General features: G+C 67.2%; 22 protein-coding genes and 1 pseudogene. 17 read left to right on the plus strand and 6 right to left on the minus strand.

Annotated features, from left to right (window positions below; genetic code table 11):
- The first annotated feature begins 2 nt into the window (after positions 1–2).
- The 9 genes from AC1D02_RS13110 (at position 3) to AC1D02_RS13150 (ending at position 9,712) form a co-directional block, all read left to right on the plus strand.
- Positions 3–494 carry a DUF4402 domain-containing protein gene (locus AC1D02_RS13110; protein ID WP_477317488.1) on the plus strand — a complete coding sequence of 164 codons (492 nt, stop codon included), beginning with the start codon at positions 3–5 and terminating at the stop codon, positions 492–494.
- A 10-nt stretch (positions 495–504) separates the two neighbouring features.
- Positions 505–1,320: a fimbrial biogenesis chaperone gene (locus AC1D02_RS13115; protein ID WP_477317490.1), complete on the plus strand. Its 816-nt coding sequence runs from the start codon at positions 505–507 to the stop codon at positions 1,318–1,320.
- 10 nt (positions 1,321–1,330) lie between these two features.
- Positions 1,331–3,916 carry an MSCRAMM family protein gene (locus AC1D02_RS13120; RefSeq protein ID WP_477317492.1) on the plus strand — a complete coding sequence of 862 codons (2,586 nt, stop codon included), beginning with the start codon at positions 1,331–1,333 and terminating at the stop codon, positions 3,914–3,916.
- Positions 3,917–3,982: 66 nt separating this feature from the next.
- Positions 3,983–4,111 carry a hypothetical protein gene (locus AC1D02_RS13125; RefSeq protein WP_477317494.1) on the plus strand — a complete coding sequence of 43 codons (129 nt, stop codon included), beginning with the start codon at positions 3,983–3,985 and terminating at the stop codon, positions 4,109–4,111.
- 92 nt (positions 4,112–4,203) lie between these two features.
- On the plus strand, positions 4,204–5,454 hold the full coding sequence (locus tag AC1D02_RS13130; protein WP_477317496.1) for a DEAD/DEAH box helicase: 1,251 nt from the start codon (positions 4,204–4,206) through the stop codon (positions 5,452–5,454).
- Between the two features lie 89 nt (positions 5,455–5,543).
- Positions 5,544–6,311 (plus strand): fumarate/nitrate reduction transcriptional regulator Fnr, encoded by a 768-nt coding sequence (gene fnr, locus AC1D02_RS13135; protein WP_477317498.1) that lies wholly within the window; start codon positions 5,544–5,546, stop codon positions 6,309–6,311.
- 863 nt (positions 6,312–7,174) lie between these two features.
- Positions 7,175–8,407, plus strand: a complete 1,233-nt coding sequence (locus tag AC1D02_RS13140; RefSeq protein WP_477317500.1) for a T6SS immunity protein Tli4 family protein — start codon at positions 7,175–7,177, stop codon at positions 8,405–8,407.
- A complete protein-coding gene (locus AC1D02_RS13145) occupies positions 8,404–8,661 on the plus strand; it encodes a PAAR domain-containing protein (protein WP_477317502.1) in 258 nt (85 codons plus the stop codon). Before AC1D02_RS13140 ends, AC1D02_RS13145 begins: the two co-directional genes overlap by 4 nt.
- Positions 8,662–8,749: 88 nt before the next feature.
- A complete protein-coding gene (locus tag AC1D02_RS13150) occupies positions 8,750–9,712 on the plus strand; it encodes a cation diffusion facilitator family transporter (protein WP_477317504.1) in 963 nt (320 codons plus the stop codon).
- Positions 9,713–9,720: 8 nt separating this feature from the next.
- On the opposite strand, the gene AC1D02_RS13155 is transcribed toward AC1D02_RS13150, so the two are convergent.
- Both AC1D02_RS13155 and AC1D02_RS13160 read right to left on the minus strand, forming a co-directional pair.
- Positions 9,721–10,122, minus strand: a complete 402-nt coding sequence (locus AC1D02_RS13155; RefSeq protein WP_477317506.1) for a hypothetical protein — start codon at positions 10,120–10,122, stop codon at positions 9,721–9,723.
- Between the two features lie 119 nt (positions 10,123–10,241).
- The gene (locus tag AC1D02_RS13160) at positions 10,242–12,749 is read right to left on the minus strand and encodes a penicillin-binding protein 1A (RefSeq protein WP_477317508.1); all 2,508 of its coding nucleotides are present in this window, start codon (positions 12,747–12,749) and stop codon (positions 10,242–10,244) included.
- Between the two features lie 135 nt (positions 12,750–12,884).
- Here AC1D02_RS13160 and AC1D02_RS13165 point away from each other — a divergent pair, with 135 nt between their 5' ends.
- Positions 12,885–14,297: a metallophosphoesterase family protein gene (locus AC1D02_RS13165; protein WP_477317510.1), complete on the plus strand. Its 1,413-nt coding sequence runs from the start codon at positions 12,885–12,887 to the stop codon at positions 14,295–14,297.
- Here AC1D02_RS13165 and AC1D02_RS13170 read toward each other — a convergent pair.
- Positions 14,271–16,415, minus strand: a complete 2,145-nt coding sequence (locus AC1D02_RS13170; protein WP_477317512.1) for a heavy metal translocating P-type ATPase — start codon at positions 16,413–16,415, stop codon at positions 14,271–14,273. The two genes, AC1D02_RS13165 and AC1D02_RS13170, sit on opposite strands and share 27 nt — an antisense overlap.
- Before the next feature lie 124 nt (positions 16,416–16,539).
- Here AC1D02_RS13170 and AC1D02_RS13175 point away from each other — a divergent pair, with 124 nt between their 5' ends.
- Positions 16,540–17,745, plus strand: a complete 1,206-nt coding sequence (locus tag AC1D02_RS13175; RefSeq protein WP_477317514.1) for a pyridoxal phosphate-dependent aminotransferase — start codon at positions 16,540–16,542, stop codon at positions 17,743–17,745.
- On the opposite strand, the gene AC1D02_RS13180 is transcribed toward AC1D02_RS13175, so the two are convergent.
- A complete protein-coding gene (locus tag AC1D02_RS13180; RefSeq protein WP_477317516.1) occupies positions 17,742–18,212 on the minus strand; it encodes an RrF2 family transcriptional regulator in 471 nt (156 codons plus the stop codon). The two genes, AC1D02_RS13175 and AC1D02_RS13180, sit on opposite strands and share 4 nt — an antisense overlap.
- A gap of 48 nt (positions 18,213–18,260) precedes the next feature.
- Between AC1D02_RS13180 and AC1D02_RS13185 the strand changes: the two are divergent.
- A pseudogene (locus AC1D02_RS13185) lies at positions 18,261–18,413 on the plus strand (SirB2 family protein); the annotation flags it as partial.
- A gap of 28 nt (positions 18,414–18,441) precedes the next feature.
- Here the strand turns inward: AC1D02_RS13185 and AC1D02_RS13190 are convergent.
- Positions 18,442–19,029, minus strand: coding sequence for an NAD(P)H-dependent oxidoreductase (locus AC1D02_RS13190; protein ID WP_477317518.1), 588 nt, complete (start codon positions 19,027–19,029; stop codon positions 18,442–18,444).
- A 120-nt stretch (positions 19,030–19,149) separates the two neighbouring features.
- Here AC1D02_RS13190 and AC1D02_RS13195 point away from each other — a divergent pair, with 120 nt between their 5' ends.
- The 4 genes from AC1D02_RS13195 (at position 19,150) to AC1D02_RS13210 (ending at position 21,100) form a co-directional block, all read left to right on the plus strand.
- Complete coding sequence (locus AC1D02_RS13195) at positions 19,150–19,587, plus strand: universal stress protein (protein ID WP_477317520.1); 438 nt, start codon at positions 19,150–19,152, stop codon at positions 19,585–19,587.
- Between the two features lie 10 nt (positions 19,588–19,597).
- On the plus strand, positions 19,598–20,038 hold the full coding sequence (locus AC1D02_RS13200) for a universal stress protein (RefSeq protein WP_477317522.1): 441 nt from the start codon (positions 19,598–19,600) through the stop codon (positions 20,036–20,038).
- A 122-nt stretch (positions 20,039–20,160) separates the two neighbouring features.
- Positions 20,161–20,628, plus strand: a complete 468-nt coding sequence (locus AC1D02_RS13205) for a hemerythrin domain-containing protein (protein ID WP_477317524.1) — start codon at positions 20,161–20,163, stop codon at positions 20,626–20,628.
- Positions 20,621–21,100 carry a universal stress protein gene (locus tag AC1D02_RS13210; protein WP_477317526.1) on the plus strand — a complete coding sequence of 160 codons (480 nt, stop codon included), beginning with the start codon at positions 20,621–20,623 and terminating at the stop codon, positions 21,098–21,100. Before AC1D02_RS13205 ends, AC1D02_RS13210 begins: the two co-directional genes overlap by 8 nt.
- On the opposite strand, the gene AC1D02_RS13215 is transcribed toward AC1D02_RS13210, so the two are convergent.
- The gene (locus AC1D02_RS13215; RefSeq protein WP_477317528.1) at positions 21,097–21,546 is read right to left on the minus strand and encodes a pyridoxamine 5'-phosphate oxidase family protein; all 450 of its coding nucleotides are present in this window, start codon (positions 21,544–21,546) and stop codon (positions 21,097–21,099) included. The genes AC1D02_RS13210 and AC1D02_RS13215 overlap by 4 nt on opposite strands.
- A gap of 126 nt (positions 21,547–21,672) precedes the next feature.
- Here AC1D02_RS13215 and AC1D02_RS13220 point away from each other — a divergent pair, with 126 nt between their 5' ends.
- Positions 21,673–22,872, plus strand: a complete 1,200-nt coding sequence (locus tag AC1D02_RS13220; protein ID WP_477317530.1) for an acetate/propionate family kinase — start codon at positions 21,673–21,675, stop codon at positions 22,870–22,872.
- Positions 22,873–22,928 lie beyond the last annotated feature (56 nt).

A 22,928-nucleotide genomic window follows, 5' to 3' on the forward strand; every position in this document is an offset into this window, starting at 1 on the left:
CGATGAGCCAACGCGCCGGCCGCTTGCGGCCCGCCGCCTTCGCAGCGCTGCTGGCACTCGTGCCCGCGGCGCGCGAGGCGTCGGGCCAGTCGGCCATTGTGCTGTCGAACACCCGCGCCCTCGAATTCGGCCGCTTTGCCGCGGGCAGCGGCGGTGCCGTCACGATCGCTCCGGCCAGCGGCGCGCGCAACGGCAGCGGCGGCGTGCTGCTGCTCGCCTCTCCCACTGCGGGCCAGGCCAGCTTCAACGTGTCGAAAACCGCCGGCGCCACCAGCCAGGCCATTTCGATCTCCCTTCCCGCCGATCACTCGGTCACGCTGTCCGGCCCCGGCGGCCAGATGGCGGTCACCAGCTTCGCCGCGGCGCCGGCCGCCATCGCCCTCGTGCCCGACGCCGGCATGACGCTGTCGGTCGGCGCCACCCTGGTCGTGCCCGACCGCCAGCCGGGCGGCAGTTACGCTGGCGCCTTCAACATCACCGTCAACTACGAGTAAGGAATCGATCATGGCTATCCCATCCATCGTCCGCGCCGCCCTGCTGCTTTGCCTTCTGCTGGCCGGCCAGGCGCGCGCCGACCTGATGCTGTTTCCGACCCGCGTGGTGTTCGACAAGAACTTGCGCGCGGCCCAGGTGGAGCTGATCAACAACGGCAGCGAGCCGGCCACCTACCGCCTCAGCCTCGTGAACCGGCGCATGGGCGAAAACGGCGAATTCCACCCGGTCGACACGCCGGCCGCGGACGAACTGTTCGCCGAGCCGATGCTGCGCTTCTCGCCGCGCCAGGTCACCGTGCAGCCGGGCGCCTCGCAGACGGTGCGCCTGATGCTGCGCAAGCCGGCCGAACTGCTTGAGGGCGAATACCGTTCGCACCTGCAGTTCGACCGTCTGCCCGACGCCGCCGGCGGCGCCAGCATCGAGTCGAAGGCGGCCGCCGCGGACGGCATCGACGTGCAGCTGACCGCGCTGGTCGGCGCCTCGATGCCGGTGATCGTGCGGCACGGCGCCACCAGCGGCAGCGTGACCCTGTCCCACCTCGAGATGAGCGGCAAGACGCTGTCGATGCTGTTCGAGCGCAGCGGCAACGCCTCGGTCTACGGCGACCTGACGGTCAGCTTCACGCCGCACGGCCGGCGCGAACAGCAGCTCGGCAAGATGGGCGGGGTGGCCGTCTACGCGCCCAACAAGCAGCGCCGCGCCAGCCTGCCGCTGCAGATTCCGGCCGGCATGGCGCTGGCCGGCGGCACGCTGCAAGTGAGCTACCGCGAACGCCCCGACGCCGGCGGCGCCGTGCTGGCGCAAGCCAGCCTCGCCCTGCCCTGAGCTCGACGTCGTGGACAGCCGGCTCGCGCGTGCGCTGGGGCTCGCCGCGCTGCTGCTGCTGCTGCCCCTCGTCGCGTCGGCGGCCAAGCCCGACGACGGCGCCTCGATGCTGCTGCTCGAGGTGCGCCTCAAGCGCCACGTGCTGGCCGAATCGGTCACCGCCTGGCAGTATCCCGATGACGTGCGCCTGCCGCTGGGCGAACTGGCGCGCCTGCTGACGCTGGCCGTCAAGGTCGCGCCTGGCGAGGGCCGCGCCGCCGGCTACCTGCTGTCCGAGCAGCGCACGTTCAGCCTCGATGCGGCGCGCGGCGAAGTGCACATCGACGGCCGCACCCGGCATGTCGACCCCGCCGAACTGCGCATCGAATCCGACGACATCTACGTGCCGAGCCGCCTGCTGGCGCGCTGGCTGCCGGTGGACCTGAAGATCGACATGTCCAGCCTGGCCATCGAAGTCACGCCGCGCGAGCAGCTGCCGCTCGAGGCGGGGCTGGACCGGCGCCAGCGCGGCATACGCGCCGGCGGCCCCGCGCCTTACGTCGATCCCGGCTACCCGCGCCTCGCTTCGCCGTATGCAATGGCGAGCGTGCCGTTCATCGACCAGACCATCGCCGCCGACGTCGCGCGCTCACCAACCGGCCGCCGCGCCGACGGTTCGTACACCGCCTACCTGACCGCCGACCTGCTCGGAATGCAGGCCTCCTTGTTCGCGTCCCGGGGCCTGAGCAACGACGCCGGCGGCACTCTGCGCCTGACCGTCGGGCGGCGCGACCCGGACGGCGGCCTGCTCGGCCCCCTCGGCGCGCGCACCGCGCTGGCCGGCAGCATCGCCGTCCCGGGCATCGACAACGTCTCGCGCACCAGCGCCATCGGCAACGGCGCCGCCGTCAGCAACCGTCCGCTCGATCAGCCCACCCGCTTCGACCGCCACACCTTGCAGGGCGACCTGCCGCCCGGCTGGGACGTCGAACTGTATTACAACGAGGCGCTGGTCGGCTACCAGCAGTCGCGCGCCGACGGCAAATACGGTTTCGACGATCTGCCGCTCGCATACGGGAACAACGACTTCCGGCTGATGTTCCATGGTCCGCTGGGACAGGTACGCGTCGAGCGGCGCAGCTTCCTGCTGGAGCAGTCGGCGGTGGCGCCCCGCGCGCTGTATTACGACATTGCGGCGCATCGCGACGGCGACGGCGTCAATCGCGCGCTGGCGCGCTTCGACTGGGGCGTCGCCAGCTACCTCTCGGCCAACGGCGCCGTCACGCGCGTCGGCGAGCGCCAGTACCTGCAGGCCGGCCTGCACAGCTACTGGCGCGCCTTCATCCTGAGCGCCAATGCCGCCCGCGCGGACGACGGCGGCCGGCTCGGCCAGCTGACCCTGAAGACCCGGCTGGGCAACATGGCCATGAGCGCCAGCCGCGCGGTGCTCGACGACTTCACCAGCGAGACCTTCCCCGGCGGCGCCGGCCAGGTGCATGCGCGCGACGAGCTGCGCGCCGACGGCGCCCTGCTGCCGATGCTCCCGGCGTCGCTGCTGGCGCGGCGCGAGTCGCTGGCCTCGGGCGTGCGCAACCTCGACGCGCAGGGCCGCGTGTCCTGGATCCGCAACGGCATGGCGCTGACCAATTCGCTGCGCTGGCAGTCGCTGGCGGGCGCGCGCACGGCGGACGGCGCGATCCGCCTCAGCCGCCGCGTGGCCGGCATGGGCATCAGCGGCCAGGTCGATTTCGGCGTACTGCCGCTGCGCGCCCTGTCGGCGATTGCAATCGCGGCCGACCGCAACCTGGCCGACGGCTATCTCGCCAACATCGGCGTGACCCGCTCCTTCGTCGACCGCACGGTGCGCGTCACCGGCGGCATCAACAAGAGCCTTGGCAGCTACGGCCTTGGCGTCACCGCGTTCTGGTCGAGCCGCCGCGAGATGGGCGTCGGCGCGCGCCTGTTCGTCGCGCTTGGCCGCGAGCCGCGCCAGTCGCGCTGGCTGGCCGGCGCCCAGCCGATGGCCGGCAGCGGCACCGCCTCCGTGCGGGTCTTCCTCGACAAGAACCAGAACGGCGTGATGGACGCCGGCGACGAAGCGATCAAGGGCGCCGGCTTCACCGTCAATGGCGGCAACCACCTGGCGCGCACCGACGCCGCCGGCTTCGCGTGGCTGGACCGGCTGCCGCCCAACGTCAACGTCGACATCGGTTTCGACCCGAGCACGCTGGACGATCCACAATGGGTGGCGCGCGTCAAGGGAGTGCGCGTGGTGCCGCGGCCGGGCAAGGTGGCCGCGATCGACTTCGCCGTCAGCGTCAGCGGCGACGTCGACGGCACCACCTGGCTGCTTGAGAAAGGCGCCAAACGCGGCATCGGCGAGCTGCAGGTCGAGCTGGTCGACGCAGCCGGCAGCGTTGCGGCCGCTGTCCGGAGCAACGCGGACGGCTCGTACGTGATCCCGTACGTGCTGCCGGGTCGCTACCAGCTGCGCATCGCGCCGGCCCAGCTCGAACGCCTGCGCCTGGCGCAATCCGGCGCGCCGGCCGTGACCATCGGCCCGGACGGAAACTCGCTCAACGGCCGCGATATCGTCGTCAGCGCGGCGCCGCCCTAGCCGCCCGAGCGCGCGCCCCGGCCCGGCGGTTTTCAGTATCATGGCCGTTTCAAAGGGGACTTTGCGATGAAGCCATTCACGCTCCGATGCGCCGCCTTCGCCCTCGCCTGCCTGTGCGTGGCGGGCTGCAAGGACAAGCACGATCCGCTCAAGCCGACGGTCGCCACACCGGCCATCACGACGCCGGCCGCATAGCGCCAGGCCGGCCGCGCGCGCGTTTTTCGCCACTTGTCGGTGCGCGACAGGGTAAACTGTCGCCCGTTCCCTTCCATTAGCAGGTATTTTCCATGTCGTTTGACTCCCTTGGACTGATCGATCCGCTGGTCCGCACCCTGGCCGAACTTGGCTACCAAACGCCGACGCCGGTCCAGCTGCAGGGCATTCCCGCCGTGCTGGCGGGCCGCGACGTGATGGCCGCCGCCCAAACCGGCACCGGCAAGACCGCCGCGTTCGCGCTGCCGATCCTGCAGAAGCTGACGATGGAGGGGACCAGGGTCGCCGCCAATTCGGTGCGCGCGCTGGTGCTGGTGCCGACCCGCGAACTGGCCGAGCAGGTGCACCAGAGCTTCCTGGCCTACGGCGCCAGCCTGCCGCTGCGCACCCACGTCGCGTACGGCGGCGTCAGCATCAATCCCCAGATGATGAAGCTGCGCAAAGGCCTCGACCTGCTGGTCGCCACACCGGGGCGCCTCCTCGACCTGCACCGCCAGAACGCCGTCAAGTTCGACCAAGTGCAGGTGCTGGTGCTCGACGAAGCGGACCGCATGCTCGACCTGGGCTTTTCGCGCGAGCTCGATGCGGTGTTCGCCGCCCTTCCGGCGCGGCGCCAGACCTTGCTGTTCTCGGCCACCTTCTCCGACGAGATCCGTGCGATGGCCGGCAAGCTGCTGCGCGACCCGCTCGGCATCGAAGTCAGTCCGCGCAACACCACCGTCAAGGCGATCGCGCAGTGGATCGTCCCGGTCGACAAGAAGCGCAAGCCGGAACTGTTCATGCACCTGCTGAAGAAGAAGCGCTGGGGCCAGGTGCTGGTGTTCGTCAAGACCCGCAAGGGGGTCGACGCGCTGGTCGACACCTTGCAATCGCACGGCATCCCGGCCGACTCGATCCACGGCGACAAGCCGCAGCCGGCGCGCCTGCGCGCGCTGGAGCGCTTCAAGGCCGGCGACGCGCGCATCCTGGTCGCCACCGACGTCGCCGCGCGCGGCCTCGACATCGACGACTTGCCGCTGGTGGTCAACTTCGACCTGCCAATTGTGGCCGAAGACTACGTCCACCGCACCGGCCGCACCGGCCGCGCCGGCGCCTCGGGCGAAGCGGTGTCGCTGGTGTGCGCCGACGAAGTCACGCAGCTGGCCGCGATTGAAGTGCTGACGAAACAAACGCTGGAGCGGGTCGAGGAAGCGGGTTTCGAGCCCGATCATCGCGTGCCGGTCACGAACACCCGCGGCGAAGTGGTGAAGAAGCCGAAAAAGCCGAAGAAGCCCAAGGGCGACGCCAAGGTCACCGAGGTGGACGTGCGCTTCGCGCGGCGCTAGGGAAAAGCCCGGGCGGCGCTGGCAGTGTCCGCCCGTCAGCACTATAATGGAAGCGTCCCCCGCAGAACGGGAATCACGAGTCCGACCACGTGAACCATCCACGGCCCTTTGCCATCGCGCCGCCCTTCCGCGCGAATGGATTCAAGCCGAGCTGCGCAGCCTGTAGCTCGGATCAGCTGTGTTTGCCTTCAGGACTCGATGAGGACGACTTCAGTTTGCTCGACGCCGCTATCGGCCGCCGGCGGCGTGTGGCGCGCGACGAACGCCTGTACCAGATGGGCGAGCCGTTCCGTAATCTTTACGCCATCCGCTTCGGACACTTCAAGACCTCGCAGGTTAACGCCGCCGGTGAGCAGCAAATTACGGGCTTCCAGATGGCCGGCGAGCTGCTCGGCCTTGACGCGATTGGCGGCGGCCACCACCACTGCGACGCGGTGGCGCTGGAAGACAGCGAAGTGTGCGAAATCCCGTTCGACGAGCTCGAAGAGCTGTGCGGCCACCTGCCCGCGCTGCTGCACAACTTCCATCGTCTGATGAGCGACGAAATCACGCGCGAGCAGAACGTCATGCTCCTGCTGGGCAATATGCGCGCCGAGCAGCGCCTCGCAGTCTTCCTCGTCAACCTGTCGGCGAGGTACGCCGCGCGCGGCTATTCGGCCACCCACTTCCAGCTGCGCATGTCGCGCGAGGACATCGGCAACTACCTGGGACTGACGATCGAAAGCATCAGCCGGCTGCTGTCGCGCTTCAAACAGCTTGGCTTGCTGAAGGTCGACAAGCGCGACGTCACGCTGCTGCAGCCGGAACTGCTGCGCGCGATGGCGGCCGGCACAGGGCATTGCAGCCCGTTGTCGTGACCTCCTCCAGCGGAAGGACATAAGCGCATCGTTCGCTCCTTCGGCGCCAGCGCAACCTCGAAGCCGAAGCACTTCACCAGCCCGATCACCCGGGTATTCTGGGGCAGCGCCTCGCTGACGATCCCGCATCTTCCGCGAGTGCGGCAGTACGCGATCGGTGAAGCGCGCCAGATGTGACGGCGACCCCAGCTCGCGCACGCACACGAACAGCCGAAGCGCAGCTCGTAGCGTGAGCATCCTCCCAAGGCAAGCCCGAACCATACCGGCTTGGCCAACCCGTCCCGGCAACGTGCTCCAGCCCTATCGCGAATTTCGCCTAAGCATTTTTGCGATAACTCAAATCGAAAAACTGTTATAGGGAGCAAGATTTCCTTCGATCCAACCTTGGAACAGCAGCGCCGCTCAACGGAGATCGCGACATGACAGGCATCCCGCTTCCCAATCCGTTCGCTGGTCTTAGTGGAGCGAATCGTCCATTCGCCTGCGCTTCGCTACCGATCGTGGACTGGCCGAAAACCAGCTCCTGGTTAAGAATGTCAGCGGCGGCGAAGCGATTTGCGGAGGGATCGAGTACCGGCTGCTGTGTGTTTCGCTAGAAGCCGGGATGTCGCTGAAGCAGTTCACTGCATTGCCGGTTGAACTGCAATTTCTCACAGATCGAGGCAGCACAGCTACCAAGGCGCTAGCCCCCTTTGCTCCACGCTGTACTGCCTTGTGAAAATTGCACATTCCATGGTGTGGGCTGCAAAATGAGTTCTTCACGACAATCAACCAAAACCGTCGCTTTTACGGCACTGATTTTCTTCTCAACACCGTTTCTGAACGCCTGCGATCATCCAGTCCAGTCATCAAAGAGGCCCAGCATGACGGCTCTATCATCACGACTTGAACCACTCTTTAAAAGAACGAAAAAGATTTGCTTTGGGCAATTTATTGTTGAAATACCTTCGACTGCGAATGCGGTCTTCGGGCCTACAGATGTGGATTTCCCCATCGATTTCCACTCGGGTGAAGCACATACAATATCCACACGTATAAATGCTCAACTCGTAGAGATTGAAAAGAACCGAATATTTTTGAAGGGTAGCGCGCTCGCCGCTAGCGATTCTCTGTTCGGCAAAGTTATTGATGGCGCAGCTCCCGGCCAGAAATTAGTTTTTGGCTACAGAGACCAAGGATCTTACACAGTCGAATCTTTCATTCCCATTGGCGATGATCTATTTATTCAACACGGGGCATCCCATCCCAAGGACGACTCGGTTAACAGCTTAAACAAGACCGCGACATTACTACGGCTCCGCGCCGACGACGAGTCCCCTACGGAAACAGGTGTTTGCATAGAAGGCGGTTTCGTTGCTTTGCAACCCGAATTCGAACGTGCCTCGATCGGAGTAAGGTTGAAGGAGTTTCCAGATGTCCATTTTTCCGTCGCCGTCGTCAAGAACCAAGACTACCTCATTGAGTCAAGCGGATTGGAAAAACGTCTGGACGCCGCCGCGAAGGAAGGTGGCAGCTGGTATTCCCGGATAAAATTTTTCCGCCGTGGCCCGCGGCAGTTAGGCAACTGGAATGGTTTTGAAGTTCTTGCCCGCAAGCCGGCACAGGAACACACAACCGAATCGCACGAGTTCGCGTTTGTCAGCTTGGGCGCAGTGAGAGATTCGTTGTTGCCGGAACTGGATATCAAGCTGGACACCGGCGTCAAGGACGATCAGACAGCGAGCGTCGCGCCGAGTATCACGGATGAGGAAGCTGTGGCGTTGTGGGACAAACTCGTCAGCACCATTCGCGTGCGCCCCACCGGCGAGGCCGCTAAAAAAAATTCCGCGCCCAAAACCCCGCTAGGAGCCCATGCAGACAGTGGCAGTCCTTGTCCGGCGTCGGGTTGGTGGGAATGTCGAGATAATGGCTTGGTGATCGGCGGGCGACGCCGCCACGTCGTCGCGGGCGAGCCTATGCCCAACGCGGTTCTGCTCGACAAACGTGGCATATGGCAGAAGCTAAGCGGCGAACATCCGACTCGAGAGGTCGCATCGGTTTGGGAGTTGACAGAACACGACCCTCTTCCTCATTCGAGTGGATCGGAGGCCGGATGAACGTCATCCGGCTGCATGACAAGACCACCCACGGCGGTGAAGTCGCCAATGTGACAGCAACCTATTTCACTGTCGATGGCTTAGGTGTTGCTCGGGTCGGCGACTTGTGTTCTTGCCCTTTACACGGCCCGGGAACCATCGTCGAAGGCGACGAACGCCACACGATTGATGGCGTTGGCGTCGCCTATCACGGCCACAAGACTAGCTGTGGCGCCATGCTGATCGCAACCGATAACAACTACTCCCGCCCCTGACCCGGCGCGCACGGCTGAAACGCCGCCCCCGCCTCATCTCGGCAATTGCTACACTCATCGCTTGGCATCGATGAGAACAGGACCGGGAATGACGGCAGCACCGAAACAAGCATCAGCCGCAAGCGAAGACAAGAAGGCGGCGACGAAGAAAGTGATCTACGCGGCCGTCTTCGCCAACCTGGGCATTGCTGTCGCCAAGTTCATCGTCGCCGCCATCACCGGCAGCGCCGCGATGATGGCCGAGGGGATCCACTCCGCGGTCGACACCGGCAACGAGGTGCTGCTGCTGATCGGCGAGAAGAATGCCGCGCGCCCGCCCGACCAGGCCCACCCCTTCGGCTACGGCAAGGTGGTCTACTTCTGGGCGCTGATCGTCGCCCTGTCGGTGTTCTCGCTGGGCGGCGGCCTGTCGATCTACCGCGGCGTGCACGGCCTGATCGATCCCGAGCCGATCGAGAACGCGCTCTGGAGCTACGTGGTGCTGGCGGTTGCCTTCGCGTTCGAGGGCTACAGCTGGAACCTGTCGCGCCTGGGCCTCAACAAATACCGCAAGGACGGCGACAACCTGTGGCAGGCGGTCCGCGCCAGCAAGGACGCGGCGGTGTTCACCGTTTTCATCGAGGACACCGCGGCGCTGGCCGGCGTGGTGGTGGCGGCACTGGGCATCGGGCTTGGCCAGCTGTTCGACAACGAACTGTTCGACCCGGCCGCCTCGGTCGTCATCGGCCTGCTGCTGGTCGGCGCCGCCTGGACGCTGGCGCGCGAGACCGGCGCGCTGCTGGTCGGCGAGAGCATCGGCCGCGAGGAAACCGGAGAACTGCGCGACATCATCAATTCCGATCCCTCGATCGACAAGGTGGCGCGCGTGCTGACGATGCAAATGGGGCCGGACGAAGTGCTGCTGACGGCGTCGGTGCAGTTCAAGCGCGGGATGCGCATCGACGAGGTGGAACAGGCGATCGAGCGGCTGGAAAACGCCGTGCGCAAGCACAATCCGTCGGTGCGCACGCTGTACTTCGAGTCGGCCGCCCTGCGCTCGTCCTGGGTGTAAGGTGGTGGTCAGGTCCGCTGGACCTGAGCCCGAAGCTGGCCCGCGGCTTCCGCAAGGGGCAATGCCCGCAGCGCCGGCAGCTGGTGCCCCAGTTCGCGCACCACCGCGTGCGCCAGGCTGGCGCATTCCCCCTTGAACAGCACGGGGTCGACCGCGCCAACGGACATCGCGCGCAGCGCATCCGATTCCTCGATGTGGGCAACCTGCACCGCCGCCACCACACCGCGCCGCCGCACGATCGGCACACCAATGAAACGCAGACGCATTCGCCGGTCGAGAACGAAGGTGCCGGCCACCAGCGTGTGAATCCCGACATCGAAGATCACACGGTCAATCACCTCGACCGCGCGCCTGACGACGTGCGCCTGGCTCTTGGGCTTGGGTGCGAACAAGCGTTTCATCAGGCGCATGACAGCCTCATTGTGCGAAAATATAATTTCGACAACTTTATCCGAAGCTTGCGCGGCCATCCAGCACTAATTCACTTCACCGGCATTTATCCGTCCGGGTGAAGTGATTTCACAACAGATCAGGCGTCCGGCGAATCCGGCGGGCGCCGCTCCTGCTGGCGCTCCTGCTGGAACTGGCGCTCGATCTCCTGCCGCTGCTGGCGGTCGATCTCGCGCTGGCGGTCCTGCTGGATCTGGCGGTCGACCTCGGCGTCGCGGTTGCGGCGGCGCTCCTCCTGCTCCTGCGGCACTTCCGGCTCCTCGACGATCACCGGTTCCGGCGCGGGCGCAGGTGGCGGCACGCCGTCCTGCTGCATGTCGCCGCCTTCTTCGATCACTTCCATCTGCTGCTCGTCCGTCGGCGCCGGCGCGATCTTCGGCCCTCCCGGGAACTGCGCGGCTCGGTCGAGCTTGCCGCTGTCGAGGGCCGCCTTGAAGAAGTCGCCCACCAGCAGCACCGCATTATGCCCGCCCTGTCCCCAGTACGCGCTGCGCATGGCCACGCGGTTGTCGTTGAAGCCGACCCACGCGCCGGCCACCAGGTTCGGGTGCATCAGGATGAACCAGCCGTCGGCGTTGTTCTGGGTGGTGCCGGTCTTGCCGGCGACGTCGGCGGTGATGCCGAAGCGGCTGCGGATCGCGGTGCCGGTGCCGCGGTTGATCACGCCGCGCATCATGTCGATCAGCGTCACGGCCGACGCTTGCGACATCGCCCGGCGCGGCGCTTCGGCGCCGAAGCGCGCGATGATTTTGCCGTCGCGGTCCGTGATGTGGGTGACGAACACCGGCTTGCGGTAGTCGCCCTGCGCGGCGATGGTCGCATACGCGTTGACCATTTCCAGCAGGGTCACAGGGCTGGTGCCGAGCGCCAGCGACGGCACCGATTGCAGCTTGCTCTGGTTGATGCCCAGCGACCTGGCCAGGTTGATGATGTTCGGCAGGCCGACGTCCTGCATCACCTGCGCGGTGATCGTATTCTTCGAAAACACCAGGCCGTCGCGCATCGTCATGCGACCGCCCGTGGTGCCGGTCATGTCGGTCGGGCGCCACATGGTGCCGTCTCCGGCCTTGATGTTCATCACCGCGTCCACATACGGATGGTCCGGCGTCAGGCCCTTTTCCAGCGCGGCGCCATACACCACCGGCTTGAAGGTCGATCCCGGCTGGCGCGCCGCCTTGACCACGTGGTCGAACTGCTCGCGCTGGAAGTCGCGGCTGCCGACCCAGGCGCGCACTTCGCCGCTGGCCGGATCGAGCGCGACGAAGCCCGCTTCGAGGCGCGACTTCGCGGCGCGCAGGTTGGCGATGAACTTGCCGTCGGCCTTCAGGCGCTTGAGCGCCGCGCCCGGAGCCTCGCCGTCTTCGACCGCCTTGCGGTATTCGGCCGATTCGCGCACGAAGGCGTCGGCCAGCGCGCCGTGCGACTGCCAGAAATACTGGAACGGCTTGACCGACCCGCGCGCGGCGGCGTAGGCGCCGGTCGAACCGGAGGTGCTGATGCCGGGCTGGCTCCATTCGACGTCGGCCACCGCCTGCAGCGCGTTGGCCTGGCGGTCGACCGCCTGCAAGGCCGCCTTCTGCAGGTCGAAATCGAGCGTGGTATGCACCACCAGGCCATCGAGTTGCAGGTTGTAGTCGTTCTCGTCGGCCCAGTCGATCAGCCACTTGCGCACGTAGGCGGTGAAGTGGGTGTCGGTGCCGGGACGCTCGGCCTGGCGCGCGAAATGCACCCGCAGCGGCCGGCGAATCAACTGCCTGTAGCGCGCGTCGTTGATGATACCGGCCTTGACCATCTGCCCCAGCACCACGTTGCGGCGCTGGACCGAGCGCTCGGGATTGGTGACCGGGTTGTAGTAGTTGGTCCCCTTCAGCATTCCGACCAGGGTCGCGCTCTCGAGGATGTCGAGCTGCGCGGCCGGCTTGTCGAAATAGGTGCGCGCGGCCATCTCGATGCCGAAGGTGTTGTACAGGAAGGGCACAGTGTTCAGGTAGGCTTCCAGGATCTCGGTCTTGCTGTAAGTCGCCTCGATCTTCAGCGCGGTGATCAGCTCCTTGAGCTTGCGGTTCAGGTTGCGCGAGCGGCCGATCTCCTCGGGGAACATGTTGCGCGCGAGCTGCTGCGTGATGGTCGAGCCGCCCTGCGCGTCGCCCTTCAGGCTATAAAAAATCGCGCCGGCGGTGCGCTTGATGTCGATGCCGTGGTGATCGTAGAAGCGCTTGTCCTCGGTGGCGACCAGCGCGCCGACGACGTTCGGCGACACCTGGGCGAGCTTCACGCGCTCCTGCAAGCCCTGGTCGAAGCTGGCCAGCTCCTTGCCGTCGGCCGACACCATGGTCGACGCGCGCGCGGCGCGGGCCTGCTTGAGGTCCTTGATGCCGGGCGTGACCGGGATCAGGATCAGCACATAGGCCAGCAGCAGCGCGATCAGCGCCGCGAACGCCCACAGCGCGACCAGCGCGGCGCGCATCAGCGGCGAGTGACCCATCAGATAGCCCCGCGCGTGCAGGTAGCCGGAGTGCGCCCTGTCGCGGATGCCGCCAGCCAGCTGCTTCAGTCGTTCCTGCGCGCGTTTGCTCTGTTCGTTCACTATGTTCGTTCCGATTATTTGATCCCAGCGGGCAAGTATATCCGACGGGGCCGGATTCTCTGTTCGCTACCGAACAACGGATGGACGGCGCCGCAAGGATGGGTTAGATTGCTCGTTTTGCCCACCGGGTTCCCCATGTCCCTGTCTGTCCTCACGCCGATGCGCGCCGCCCTGCTTGCCGCTGCCCTTTCCCTGGCCGGCTGCGCCGCGCCGGCACGCCCGCCGATGCTGGCTTCCTTCGTCGTGATCGGTGAAGACGGCGCCGCCGTCGCCCGCGTCGTCACGCCAGCGCCGTCCTGCCCATCGATCCGCATCGACCAGCTCGATATCCCGATGGCGCTGCGCGCCCCAGCCGCCACGATCGCCCAGCGCGCCACCGAATCGGCGCCGCAGGATTCGAAACCGAGCGCATTCCCGGTGCTGACGTGCGAAGCGCCTATCCCGGCCGGCACCGCGCAGGCCTCGGTCGACGGCCGCGCGCTTGCGCTGCCGCGCGCGCACGTGGACCGCATCGTCGTCATCGGCGACACCGGCTGCCGCGTGAAGAAGAACAAGAGCGGCGGCGACTACCAGGACTGCAATCGCCCGGCCGCCTACCCGTTCGCGCGCATCGCCGCGCTGGCGGCGGACTGGCGCCCCGACCTGGTAGTGCACGTCGGCGACTATCACTACCGCGAAAACGCCTGCCCGCCCGACCGCACGGGCTGCGCCGGCAGTCCGTGGGGCTACGGCTGGGACACGTGGGACGCCGATTTCTTCACGCCCGGCCGCAAGCTGCTGGAAGCCGCGCCGTGGGTGGCCGCGCGCGGCAACCACGAATCGTGCACGCGCGGCGGGCAAGGATGGTGGCGCTTCCTCGATCCGCGTGCGCTGCTGGCGGGCCGCGACTGCAACGACGCGGCGAACGACATGCAGGGCAACTTCAGCGATCCGTACGCCGTGCCGCTGGGCGGCGGCGCGCAGCTGATCGTGCTCGACACCTCGGCCACCACGTTCCGGGGGCTGAAAGCGGACGACCCGCGCATGGCGAAATTCGGCGCCGACTACCGCAAGATGGAAGAGTTGTCGAGCAAGGCCCCATATAACATCGCAGTCGACCACCATCCGATTTTCGCGTTCGGCGCCACCCGCAACAATGAAGGCGAGGTGCGGCTGTTCAAGGGCGACAAGGGCCTGCAGGACGCTTACGGCGCACTCGATCCGCGCATGCTGCCCAAAGGCGTCAAGGCGGTGCTGTCCGGCCACGTGCACTTGTGGGAGCAGGTCAGCTTCAGCAGCGATCACCCGACCCAGTTCGTCAGCGGCTTCTCCGGCACCGCCGAAGACATCGTTCCGTTGCCGGAGACGCTGCCGCCAAACGAGTCGCCGGCGCCCGGCGCGGTGGTGGCCGGCATCAGCTCGTGGATCGACGGCTTCGGCTACATGACCATGGAGCGCGCCGGGGCCGACGCGTGGACCGTGAAAGTCTGGGACCTCGACGGCAAGGTGCGGAATACCTGCGCGGTCACGGGCAGCAAGTCGTTATGTGAGATTCCGCATATTCGCTGAAGGCTTCCAGCGCCGCAGCAGCAAGGCGTTGGTCACCACGCTGACGGAACTGAACGCCATCGCCGCGCCGGCGAACACCGGGTTCAGCATCCCCATTGCCGCCAGCGGTAATCCGAACACGTTGTAGACAAAGGCCCAGCCCAGGTTCTGGCGGATCTTGCGCCAGGTCCGGTCCGAGATCGCGATCGCATCGGCCACCAGCGCCGGATCGCCGCGCATCAGCGTGATGCCGGCCGTGTGCATCGCCACGTCCGTGCCGCCTGCCATGGCGATCCCAATGTCGGCCGCGGCCAGCGCCGGCGCGTCGTTGATGCCGTCGCCGACCATCGCCACCTTGCGCCCGGCGCGCTGCAATTCCTCGATCACCCTGCTCTTGTCGGCCGGCAGGACCTCGGCGCGGAAATCGGCGATGCCGACGGCGGCCGCCACCGCCGCGGCGCTGCCGGCGTTGTCCCCGGTGAGCATCACGCACTTCACGCCCATCGCCTCCAGCGCAGCCACCGCCGACCTTGCGGACGGCTTGACGGCGTCGCCGAACGCCAGCATCCCGATCAGGCGCGTGTCGCCCGGAACGCCGGCCGCCAGCCACGACACGGTGCGACCCGCTTCTTCTGCGCCGACTGCGACGCCCAGGTCGTCCATCAGGCGCCGGTTGCCGAGCCAGACCACGCGCTCGCCGACGACGGCCTTGACGCCGCGCCCCGGCAGCGCCTCGGCGCCGTGCGCCGCCGGCAGCGCCAGGTTGCGCGCCAGCGCCGCATCCGACACCGCCCTGGCCAGCGGATGGTCGCTGAACTGCTGAACCGCCCACGCCAGCGCCAGCGCTTCATCGCCGCCGTCGATCGCAACCAGCGCCGGCTTGCCTTCGGTGAGCGTGCCGGTCTTGTCGAACACGACGACGTCGACCGCTTGCGCCGTCTCCAGCGCCGCCGCGTCCTTGATCAGAATGCCGTGGCGGGCGGCGACGCCGGTGCCGGCCATGATCGATGCCGGCGTGGCCAGCCCGAGCGCGCACGGGCAGGCGATCACCAGCACCGAAATCGCGTTGAGCAGCGCCTGCTGCCAGTCGCCCGCCGCCATGCCCCAGCCGAGCAGCGTCACGGCGGCGATGACCAGAACCACCGGCACGAACACCGCGCTGACCTGGTCGACCAGCCGCTGGATCGGCGCCTTGACCGCCTGCGCGTCCTCGACCAGCTTGATGATCCGCGCCAGCATGGTGTCGGCGCCGACCGCGCCGGCGCGAACCACCAGCAGGCCGGAGCCGTTCACGGCGCCGCCGGTCACGCGGCTGCCGGGATGCTTAGTCACCGGCATGCTTTCGCCGGTGAGCAGCGATTCGTCAAGCTCGCTGGCGCCTACGACGACTTCGCCGTCGGCCGGCACGCGCGCGCCGGGACGCACCACCATCGTGTCGCCGACCCGCAGCGCGCCGATCGGCACCACGATGTCGCGCCCGTCGCGCCGCACCACCGCTTCCGGCGCGCGCAGCGATTCGAGAGCGCGGATCGCCGCGATCGCCTGGAACTTGGCGCGCGCCTCCAGCCATTTGCCGAGCAGGACCAGCGTGATCACCACCGCGGAGGATTCGAAGTAGAAGTGGCCGGCGCGATTGGCCAGCAGCAGGTACAGCGACAGGCCATAGGCCGCGCTGGTGCCGATCGCCACCAGCAGGTCCATGTTGCCGCTCCAGGCGCGCGCGGCGTGCCAGCCGGCCCGGTAGAAGCGCGCGCCGAGCCAGAACTGCACCGGCGTGGCCAGCGCCAGCTGCCACCAGCCGGGCAGCGCCCAGTGCACGCCCGCCAGCTGCAGCAGCATCGGCGCGGCCAGCGGCAGCGATAGCAGCGCCGATGCCGCAACGGGCCACCAGGCCGGCAGCTCGCGCGCCGGCGCCGGGGCCTCTTCGCGCATCTCGGCTGCCTTGTATCCCGCCTTTTCAACAGCCGCCACCAGGGTCGACGCGCTGACCTCATCCTTCAGGGCGACGGTTGCTTGTTCTGTCGCGAGGTTGACGCTAGCCGCGCCCACGCCCGGCACCTTCAGCAGCGCGCGTTCGACCCGCGCCGAGCATGACGCGCAGGTCATCCCGTCGATTTTGAATGTCAGTGAATTGTCCATGGCCAGAAGGATAAACCCTTCGCGGTTCTCTCGCTGGCCGGCGCGAAGGTCGCCGGCAACCGGTAACGAAAACTTCAGGCTTCGGATAAGATAGTGGTTTATCAAAGCAGCGATGAGGATCAGCATGACGGATGCAGTCGAAGCCAAAGCGGCGCACGCCTTGCAGGTGGCGCAGCGCGTCCACGCGATCGCGCCCTTCCACGTGATGGAAGTGGTCAAGGCGGCGGCCGAACTGGCCCGCTCCGGCGTCGACGTGATCAGCATGAGCGTCGGGGAGCCCGATTTCACCGCCACCGAGCGCGTCGCCCACGCCGCCGTCGAGGCGATCCGCGCCGGCTCGACCCAGTACACCGACGCGCTCGGCCTGATGCCGCTGCGCGAAGCCATCGCCGCTCACTACGCCAGCGCCTTCGGCCTGGCCGTCGATCCGCGCCGCGTCGTGATCACCGCGGGCGCCTCGGCCGGCCTGCTGCTGGCGTGCGCCGCGCTGGTCGGCGAAGGCGACGAGGTGCTGATGCCCGACCCCTGCTATCCGTGCAACCGCCACTTCGTCTCGGCCTTCGGCGGCAAGCCGGTGCTGGTGCCGTCCGACGCCGCCCAGCGCTACCAGCTGACCGCCGCCGACGTCGACCGGCGTTGGAGCGAGCGCGCGCGCGGCGTGATCGTCGCGTCGCCGTCGAACCCGACCGGCACCTCGATGACCGGCCCGCAGATGCAGCAGATGCTGGCGGCCGTGCGCGCGCGCGGCGGCTTTTCCATCGTCGATGAAATTTACCAGGGACTGTCGTTCGACCACGCGCCCCAAAGCGCGCTGGAATTCGATCCGGGCGTGGTCACCGTCAACAGCTTTTCGAAGTACTTCAACATGACCGGCTGGCGACTGGGCTGGCTGGTGGTGCCTGAAACGCTGGTGCCGGTGTTCGAGAAGCTGGCGCAGAACCTGTTCATCTGCCCGTCGGCGATCGCGCAGCACGCGGCACTGGCGTGCTTCCATCCCGAGTCGATCGCCACCTACGAAGAGCGCCGCCTTGAATTCAAGCGGCGCCGCGACTTCCTGGTGCCGGCGCTGCGCGAACTGGGCTTCCAGGTGCCGGTCATGCCGGACGGCGCCTTCTATGTGTATGCCGACATCAGCCAGGTCGCGCACAAGGATGCGGGCGACAGCGCGGCGTTCTGCATGGCGGTGCTGCGCGACACCGGCGTGGCGATCGTGCCGGGCGCCGATTTCGGTTTCGCGGCGCCCGAGCGGCATGTGCGGTTTTCCTACGCGACGAAGTATTCTCGCATCGAGGAAGCGGTGGAGCGCCTTGCGCGCCTGCTGGGACGCTAGAGGGTCACTGGCTCGCGCGGATAAATGACTACCGGGCTGGTCGCGCCGGGCCGCTCGCCGGTCTTGACGTTGACCAGCATGTCGGCTAGCGTCACGCCATCGAGCACCTTGAGGTAGGCCGCGGTGGCCGCGCTCAGCACCCCCTTCAGCGTGCAGGACGCCGAGTAGGCGCAGCCAACCTTGTCCGGGTCGAAGCATTCGGCCATGTAGAAATCGGTTTCGGTATTGCGCACCACGGCGCCGATGTTGATGTCGGCCGGCTCGCGCTTGAGGCGCAGGCCGCCGTTGCGGCCGCGCACCGTCTCGACCATCCCGCTGACGCCGAGCTGGTGCACCACCTTCATCAGGTGGTTCTTGGAGATGCCGTGCAAGTCCGCGATGTCCTGGATCGTGACCAGGCGGCCGCGGTTCAAGCCCAGGAAAATCAGGCTGCGCAAGGCGTAGTCGGTGTAGGAAGTCAGTCTCATCAGTAGGCTGGCCGGGATGTCAAGATTACACAGTATACAAGCATTTGGATGACCATCGATGGAATACCTGACCCTAAAACAGTTCAGGGATGGCTGACCGCCAGGATCGCGGCGCTCATTATATACATCGTCCAGGGCGCCATCGCCCTCGAGCGTGGATGCACCAAAATGGTGCGATTTTCGGTATTCGCGGGCGCGCTGGCGGTGGCAGCCGAATCCCTTCGGCTGATCACACCGCGCCGCGCCCGAGCGCCTGCAGGCGGTCGAGCCAGCGCGCGGCGATGCGCGGCTTCATGGCGCCGGTCCTGCCGATCAGCGTGTCGCCCACCGGCGCGATGCCGACGAAACCGAGCACGTTGCGGCGGAACGACTTGACGCTGTGCGCGCGGAAGTACACGCGGTAGACGAGCGCCGGCATCCCCATCGTCACGACCAGCCGCCCCGAGCGCCCCTTCAGCCCTTTCCTGGCGAACGGCGTTCTGCCGTCGGACGAAAACGCAAATCCTGGCCGGTTGATCTGCTCGAGGAAACCCTTCAGGATCGCCGGCATGTCGCCCAGCCAGAGCGGAAAGAAGATCACGATGTGCTGCGCCCACAGGATGTCTTCCTGCGCCTGTTGCAGCGCCGCCGGCAAGGCGCCGTTCTGCCAGTCTTCCTCGCTGCGCAGCAGCGGAAAATCGAGCGCGCCGACGTCGATGCGGCGCAGCGCGTGGCCGGCCTCGCGCACGCCGCGCGCGTAGGCCTCTTCCAGCGACCGGCACAAATGGCCGGGCGCCTGGTCGGGGTGCCCCTGTATCAACAAGACCCGTTTGCCCATCGACTATCCCCTGGACGCCGTCGTATCGTCCCGCAATCCTCCCCGAGGGCGCTTTGATGTGCATCAAGGACGCCGCCAGGGTCGGCGGCGAGACTGGGACTTCAGCAATGGGAGGTTGCCATGTTCAAACGCATACTCTTGCCCACGGACGGTTCCGAACAATCCGAGCGCGCGATCCTGGCCGGGATCCGCTTCGCCAAGGACCTGGGCGCCGAGGTGGTCGGGCTGACGGTGATCCCGAAATTCCATGCCTTCACCTACAAGACCGAGATGCTCGAGGACACCCAGTCCGAGTACGCGGTCGACAGCCGCAAGCACGCCGACGAGTACCTGAAGTTCATCAGCGGCGCCGCGCAGGAAGCGGGCGTGCCGTGCAGCACCGAGCAGGCGATCTCGGACGACCCGTACCAGATGATCATCTCGACCGCGCGCGACCGCCACTGCGACCTGATCGTGATGGGCTCGCACGGGCGCCGCGGCGTCAAGGGCGTGCTGCTGGGCAGCGAAACGCAAAAGGTGCTGGTGCACGGCAGCATCCCGGTGCTGGTGTACCGCTGAGGAGATTTGCATGTACAAGCGCATCCTGGTTCCCACCGACGGCTCGGCGCTGGCGGTGCAGGCCGCAGAAACGGCGGTGGCATTCGCGCGCGGCATCGGCGCGGAACTGGTCGCCGTGTCGATCGCCCAGCCCTTCCCCATCATGGCGGCCGAAGCGGCGGCGATCGCCGCGGTCAGCACCGAGGAACTGATGAACCAGGCGGCCGAGAACGTCGCCAGGGTGGCCGCGCTGGCCGCCGCGGCCGGCGTGCCTTGCCACGGCGTCACTTCACTCGCCTTCTTTCCGCACGAGGAGATCATCAAGACCGCGCGCGACCAGCAGTGCGACCTGGTCATGATGGCCTCGCACGGGCGCCACGGCCTGTCCCGGCTGATCGCCGGCAGCGTCACCCAAAAAGTGCTGCACGATTCCAGCATCCCGGTGCTGGTGCTGCGCCCCTCGGCGAGCTGAAGTACGAAATCCTTCGAGGCCGCGGCCATCTTTGATGTGCATCAAGGATGGCGTCGCCGGCGCGCGCCCACACTGGGAATGGAGGCCAGTTCCACGGCCTCTGTTTTGCGAAGGAAATCATCATGAATTTCAGTTCAACGCCCTGGCGAGCGCACAACGTCGCCGGGATGATGCGCGAAGCGCGCTGCGGCCTGTCCGATCGCATGGAGCGCCTGGCGCGCACCCCGGACGAGCGCTTCGCCGACGGCTTTACCGCGCTCATCGCCGAGCTCGAAGCGAGCTTCCGCGACGAGGAAGCGGCGATGGAAGCACTCAACTACCCGGCGCTGCGCGGCCACCGCGAGCAGCATGCGCGCACCTTGTCGGCCCTGCATCACGCCCAGCCGCAGGTCGAAGGCGGCGACGTCGCCCTCGGGCGCGAGGCGCTCGACCTGCTGCCGAAATGGCTGCTGCTGCACCGCTCGACGATGGACCTGGCGCTGGCCGGCGCCGTGACCCCGCGCGCGCCGCGCCACCGCCGCCACGACGACGTCCGGCTGGCGCCGCCGGCACCCCACGCGCGCCATCACCGGAGCCACCTCCATGTTTAAGCACATCCTGCTGCCGACCGACGGCTCGCCGGCCTCCGAGTCGGCGGTGCACGCCTGCATCCAGATGGCGAAGCAGCTCGGCGCGAGCATCACCGCGGTGCACGTGATGCCGATCCTGCACATGTTCACCTACGAGCCGGGCGTCACCGAGTCGGTGCATGAGCAGGTCAAGCGCGAACGCGAAAAGCACTCGCAGAAATATCTCGAGCTGGTCGAGCAGCGCGCCGCCGCGGCGGGCGTGAAATGCGACGTCGCGCTGGTCACCTCGGACTATCCGTACGAGGCGATCGTCGACACCGCGCGCGACCGCCATTGCGACCTGATCGCGATGGCGTCGCACGGGCGGCGCGGCGTCAAAGGGCTGCTGCTGGGCAGCGAAACCCAGCGCGTGCTGACCCACAGCGCGATCCCTGTGCTGGTCTACCGCAACGGCGTCAGCGAGCCCGGCATCCACGCCAGCTTCCTGAGCTAGGCGGCGACCTGCTCGGTGTGGCCGAAGCCCTTCGAGTAGTCGAGCATCGAGATCACCTGCGGCGTGATTTTCAGGAACGCCATCTCGCCGGCCATCGGCGCGTCGCTCCACTCGGCGATCTGCGGGAAGCGCTTGAGCAGGCAGGCCTTGGCGGTGGCGATGCCGGCGGCGTCCTCGACCACCTGCGCCAGCGCGCTCATCGACAGGCCCTTGATGTCGCGCCAGTCCTGGTACGGCAGGTTGATCGTCAGCGACACCTTGTTGTTGGCGCGCACATTGCCGGCCTTCTGGCTGCGCTTGCCGATGCCCACGTACAGGTTCAGGCCGTCATGCGCGTAGCTGACCGTGGTGGCCTGCGGAAAGCCATCCGGGCGCACCGTCGCCAGGGTCAGGTCGGTGGCGCCGTCGATCACCTGCAGCACGAAATCCTTGAAAATCTGGTCCATGTTTCCTCCCGGGTTTGCTTGACTCGAGCCCGATGATAGGAGCCGCACAGCACTGGCGACTTTGATCCACATCAAGGTATTTTCACGGTCCGGTCAATACACTGGTAAATCCAGGAGGAGCGCGCCATGCCCATTTCCTCGCCCGGCCAGCTGATCCTCGCGATCAATGCTGGCTCATCCAGCATCAAATTCGCCCTGTTCGACGCCGATCCCGAGCCGCAAAGCGTGCTCGAAGGCTGCGTCGACGGCATCGGCAGCGACCGCGGCTCGTTCAGCTGCCACGGCGTCAACCCGGCCGACAGCTTCGCGCGCCATTTCGGCATTCCCGAGCGGGTCAACGCCACCCAGGTGCTGGTGGACTGGCTCGGCGAGCGCATCGATCCCTCCGCGCTGGCGGCCATCGGCCACCGGGTCGTGCAGGGCGGGCCGGGTTACTCGGCGCCGCAGCCGCTGTCGGTGGCGATGCGCGACGACCTGCACCGGCACAGCGCCCTCGATCCCGAACACCTGTCGCTTGAACTGCTGCTGATCGACGCCCTGCACCTGCGCTTTCCCAGCGTGCCGCAGGTGGCCTGTTTCGACACCGCGTTCCACGACAGCATGCCGCGGGTGGCGCGCATCGTGCCGATCCCGCGCCGCTACGAAGCGCAAGGAGTGCGGCGCTACGGCTTTCACGGCCTGTCGTGCGCCTGGCTGATCGAAGAGCTGGAGCGCCAGGCCGGCGGCGCCGTCGCCAGCGGCCGCGTGATCCTGGCCCACCTGGGCGGCGGCGCCAGCGTCACGGCGGTGCGCGACGGCAGGAGCGTCGACACCAGCATGGGCCTGACGCCGGCCGGCGGCCTGGCGATGGCCAACCGCTCCGGCGACCTGGATCCCGGGTTGGCGTGGTTCCTGGCGCGCACCGAGCAGATGACGGCGGCCAAGTTCAGCCACATGGTCAACCACGACTCCGGGCTGCAGGGCATCTCCGAGACCAGCTGCGACATGCGGGTGCTGCTGGCCAGGCAGGACGACGACGTGCGGGCCGCCGAAGCGGTGGCGTACTTCTGCTACCAGGCGCGCAAGACGGTGTGCGCGATGGCCGGCGCGCTGGAAGGCATCGACACGCTGGTGTTCTCGGGCGGTATCGGTGAGCACTCGCCGGAGGTGCGCGCACGCATCTGCGACGGGCTCGGCTTCCTGGGCGTGCGGCTCGATGCGGAGCGCAACGCGCAGAACGCCGGCGTCATCTCGGCAGATGGCGGCGCGGTGGGCGTGCGGGTGATCCACACCGACGAGCAGCGCATGATCGCCGAGGAGGTGCGCCGGCTGCTGGCGCGCAGCTGAAGATGGGGTCGGGTCCGGCGGACCGACCCCGGTTTTGTCGCAGGCGGCGGCGCCAT

The organism is Massilia sp. P1_C10 (genome assembly GCF_056406475.1).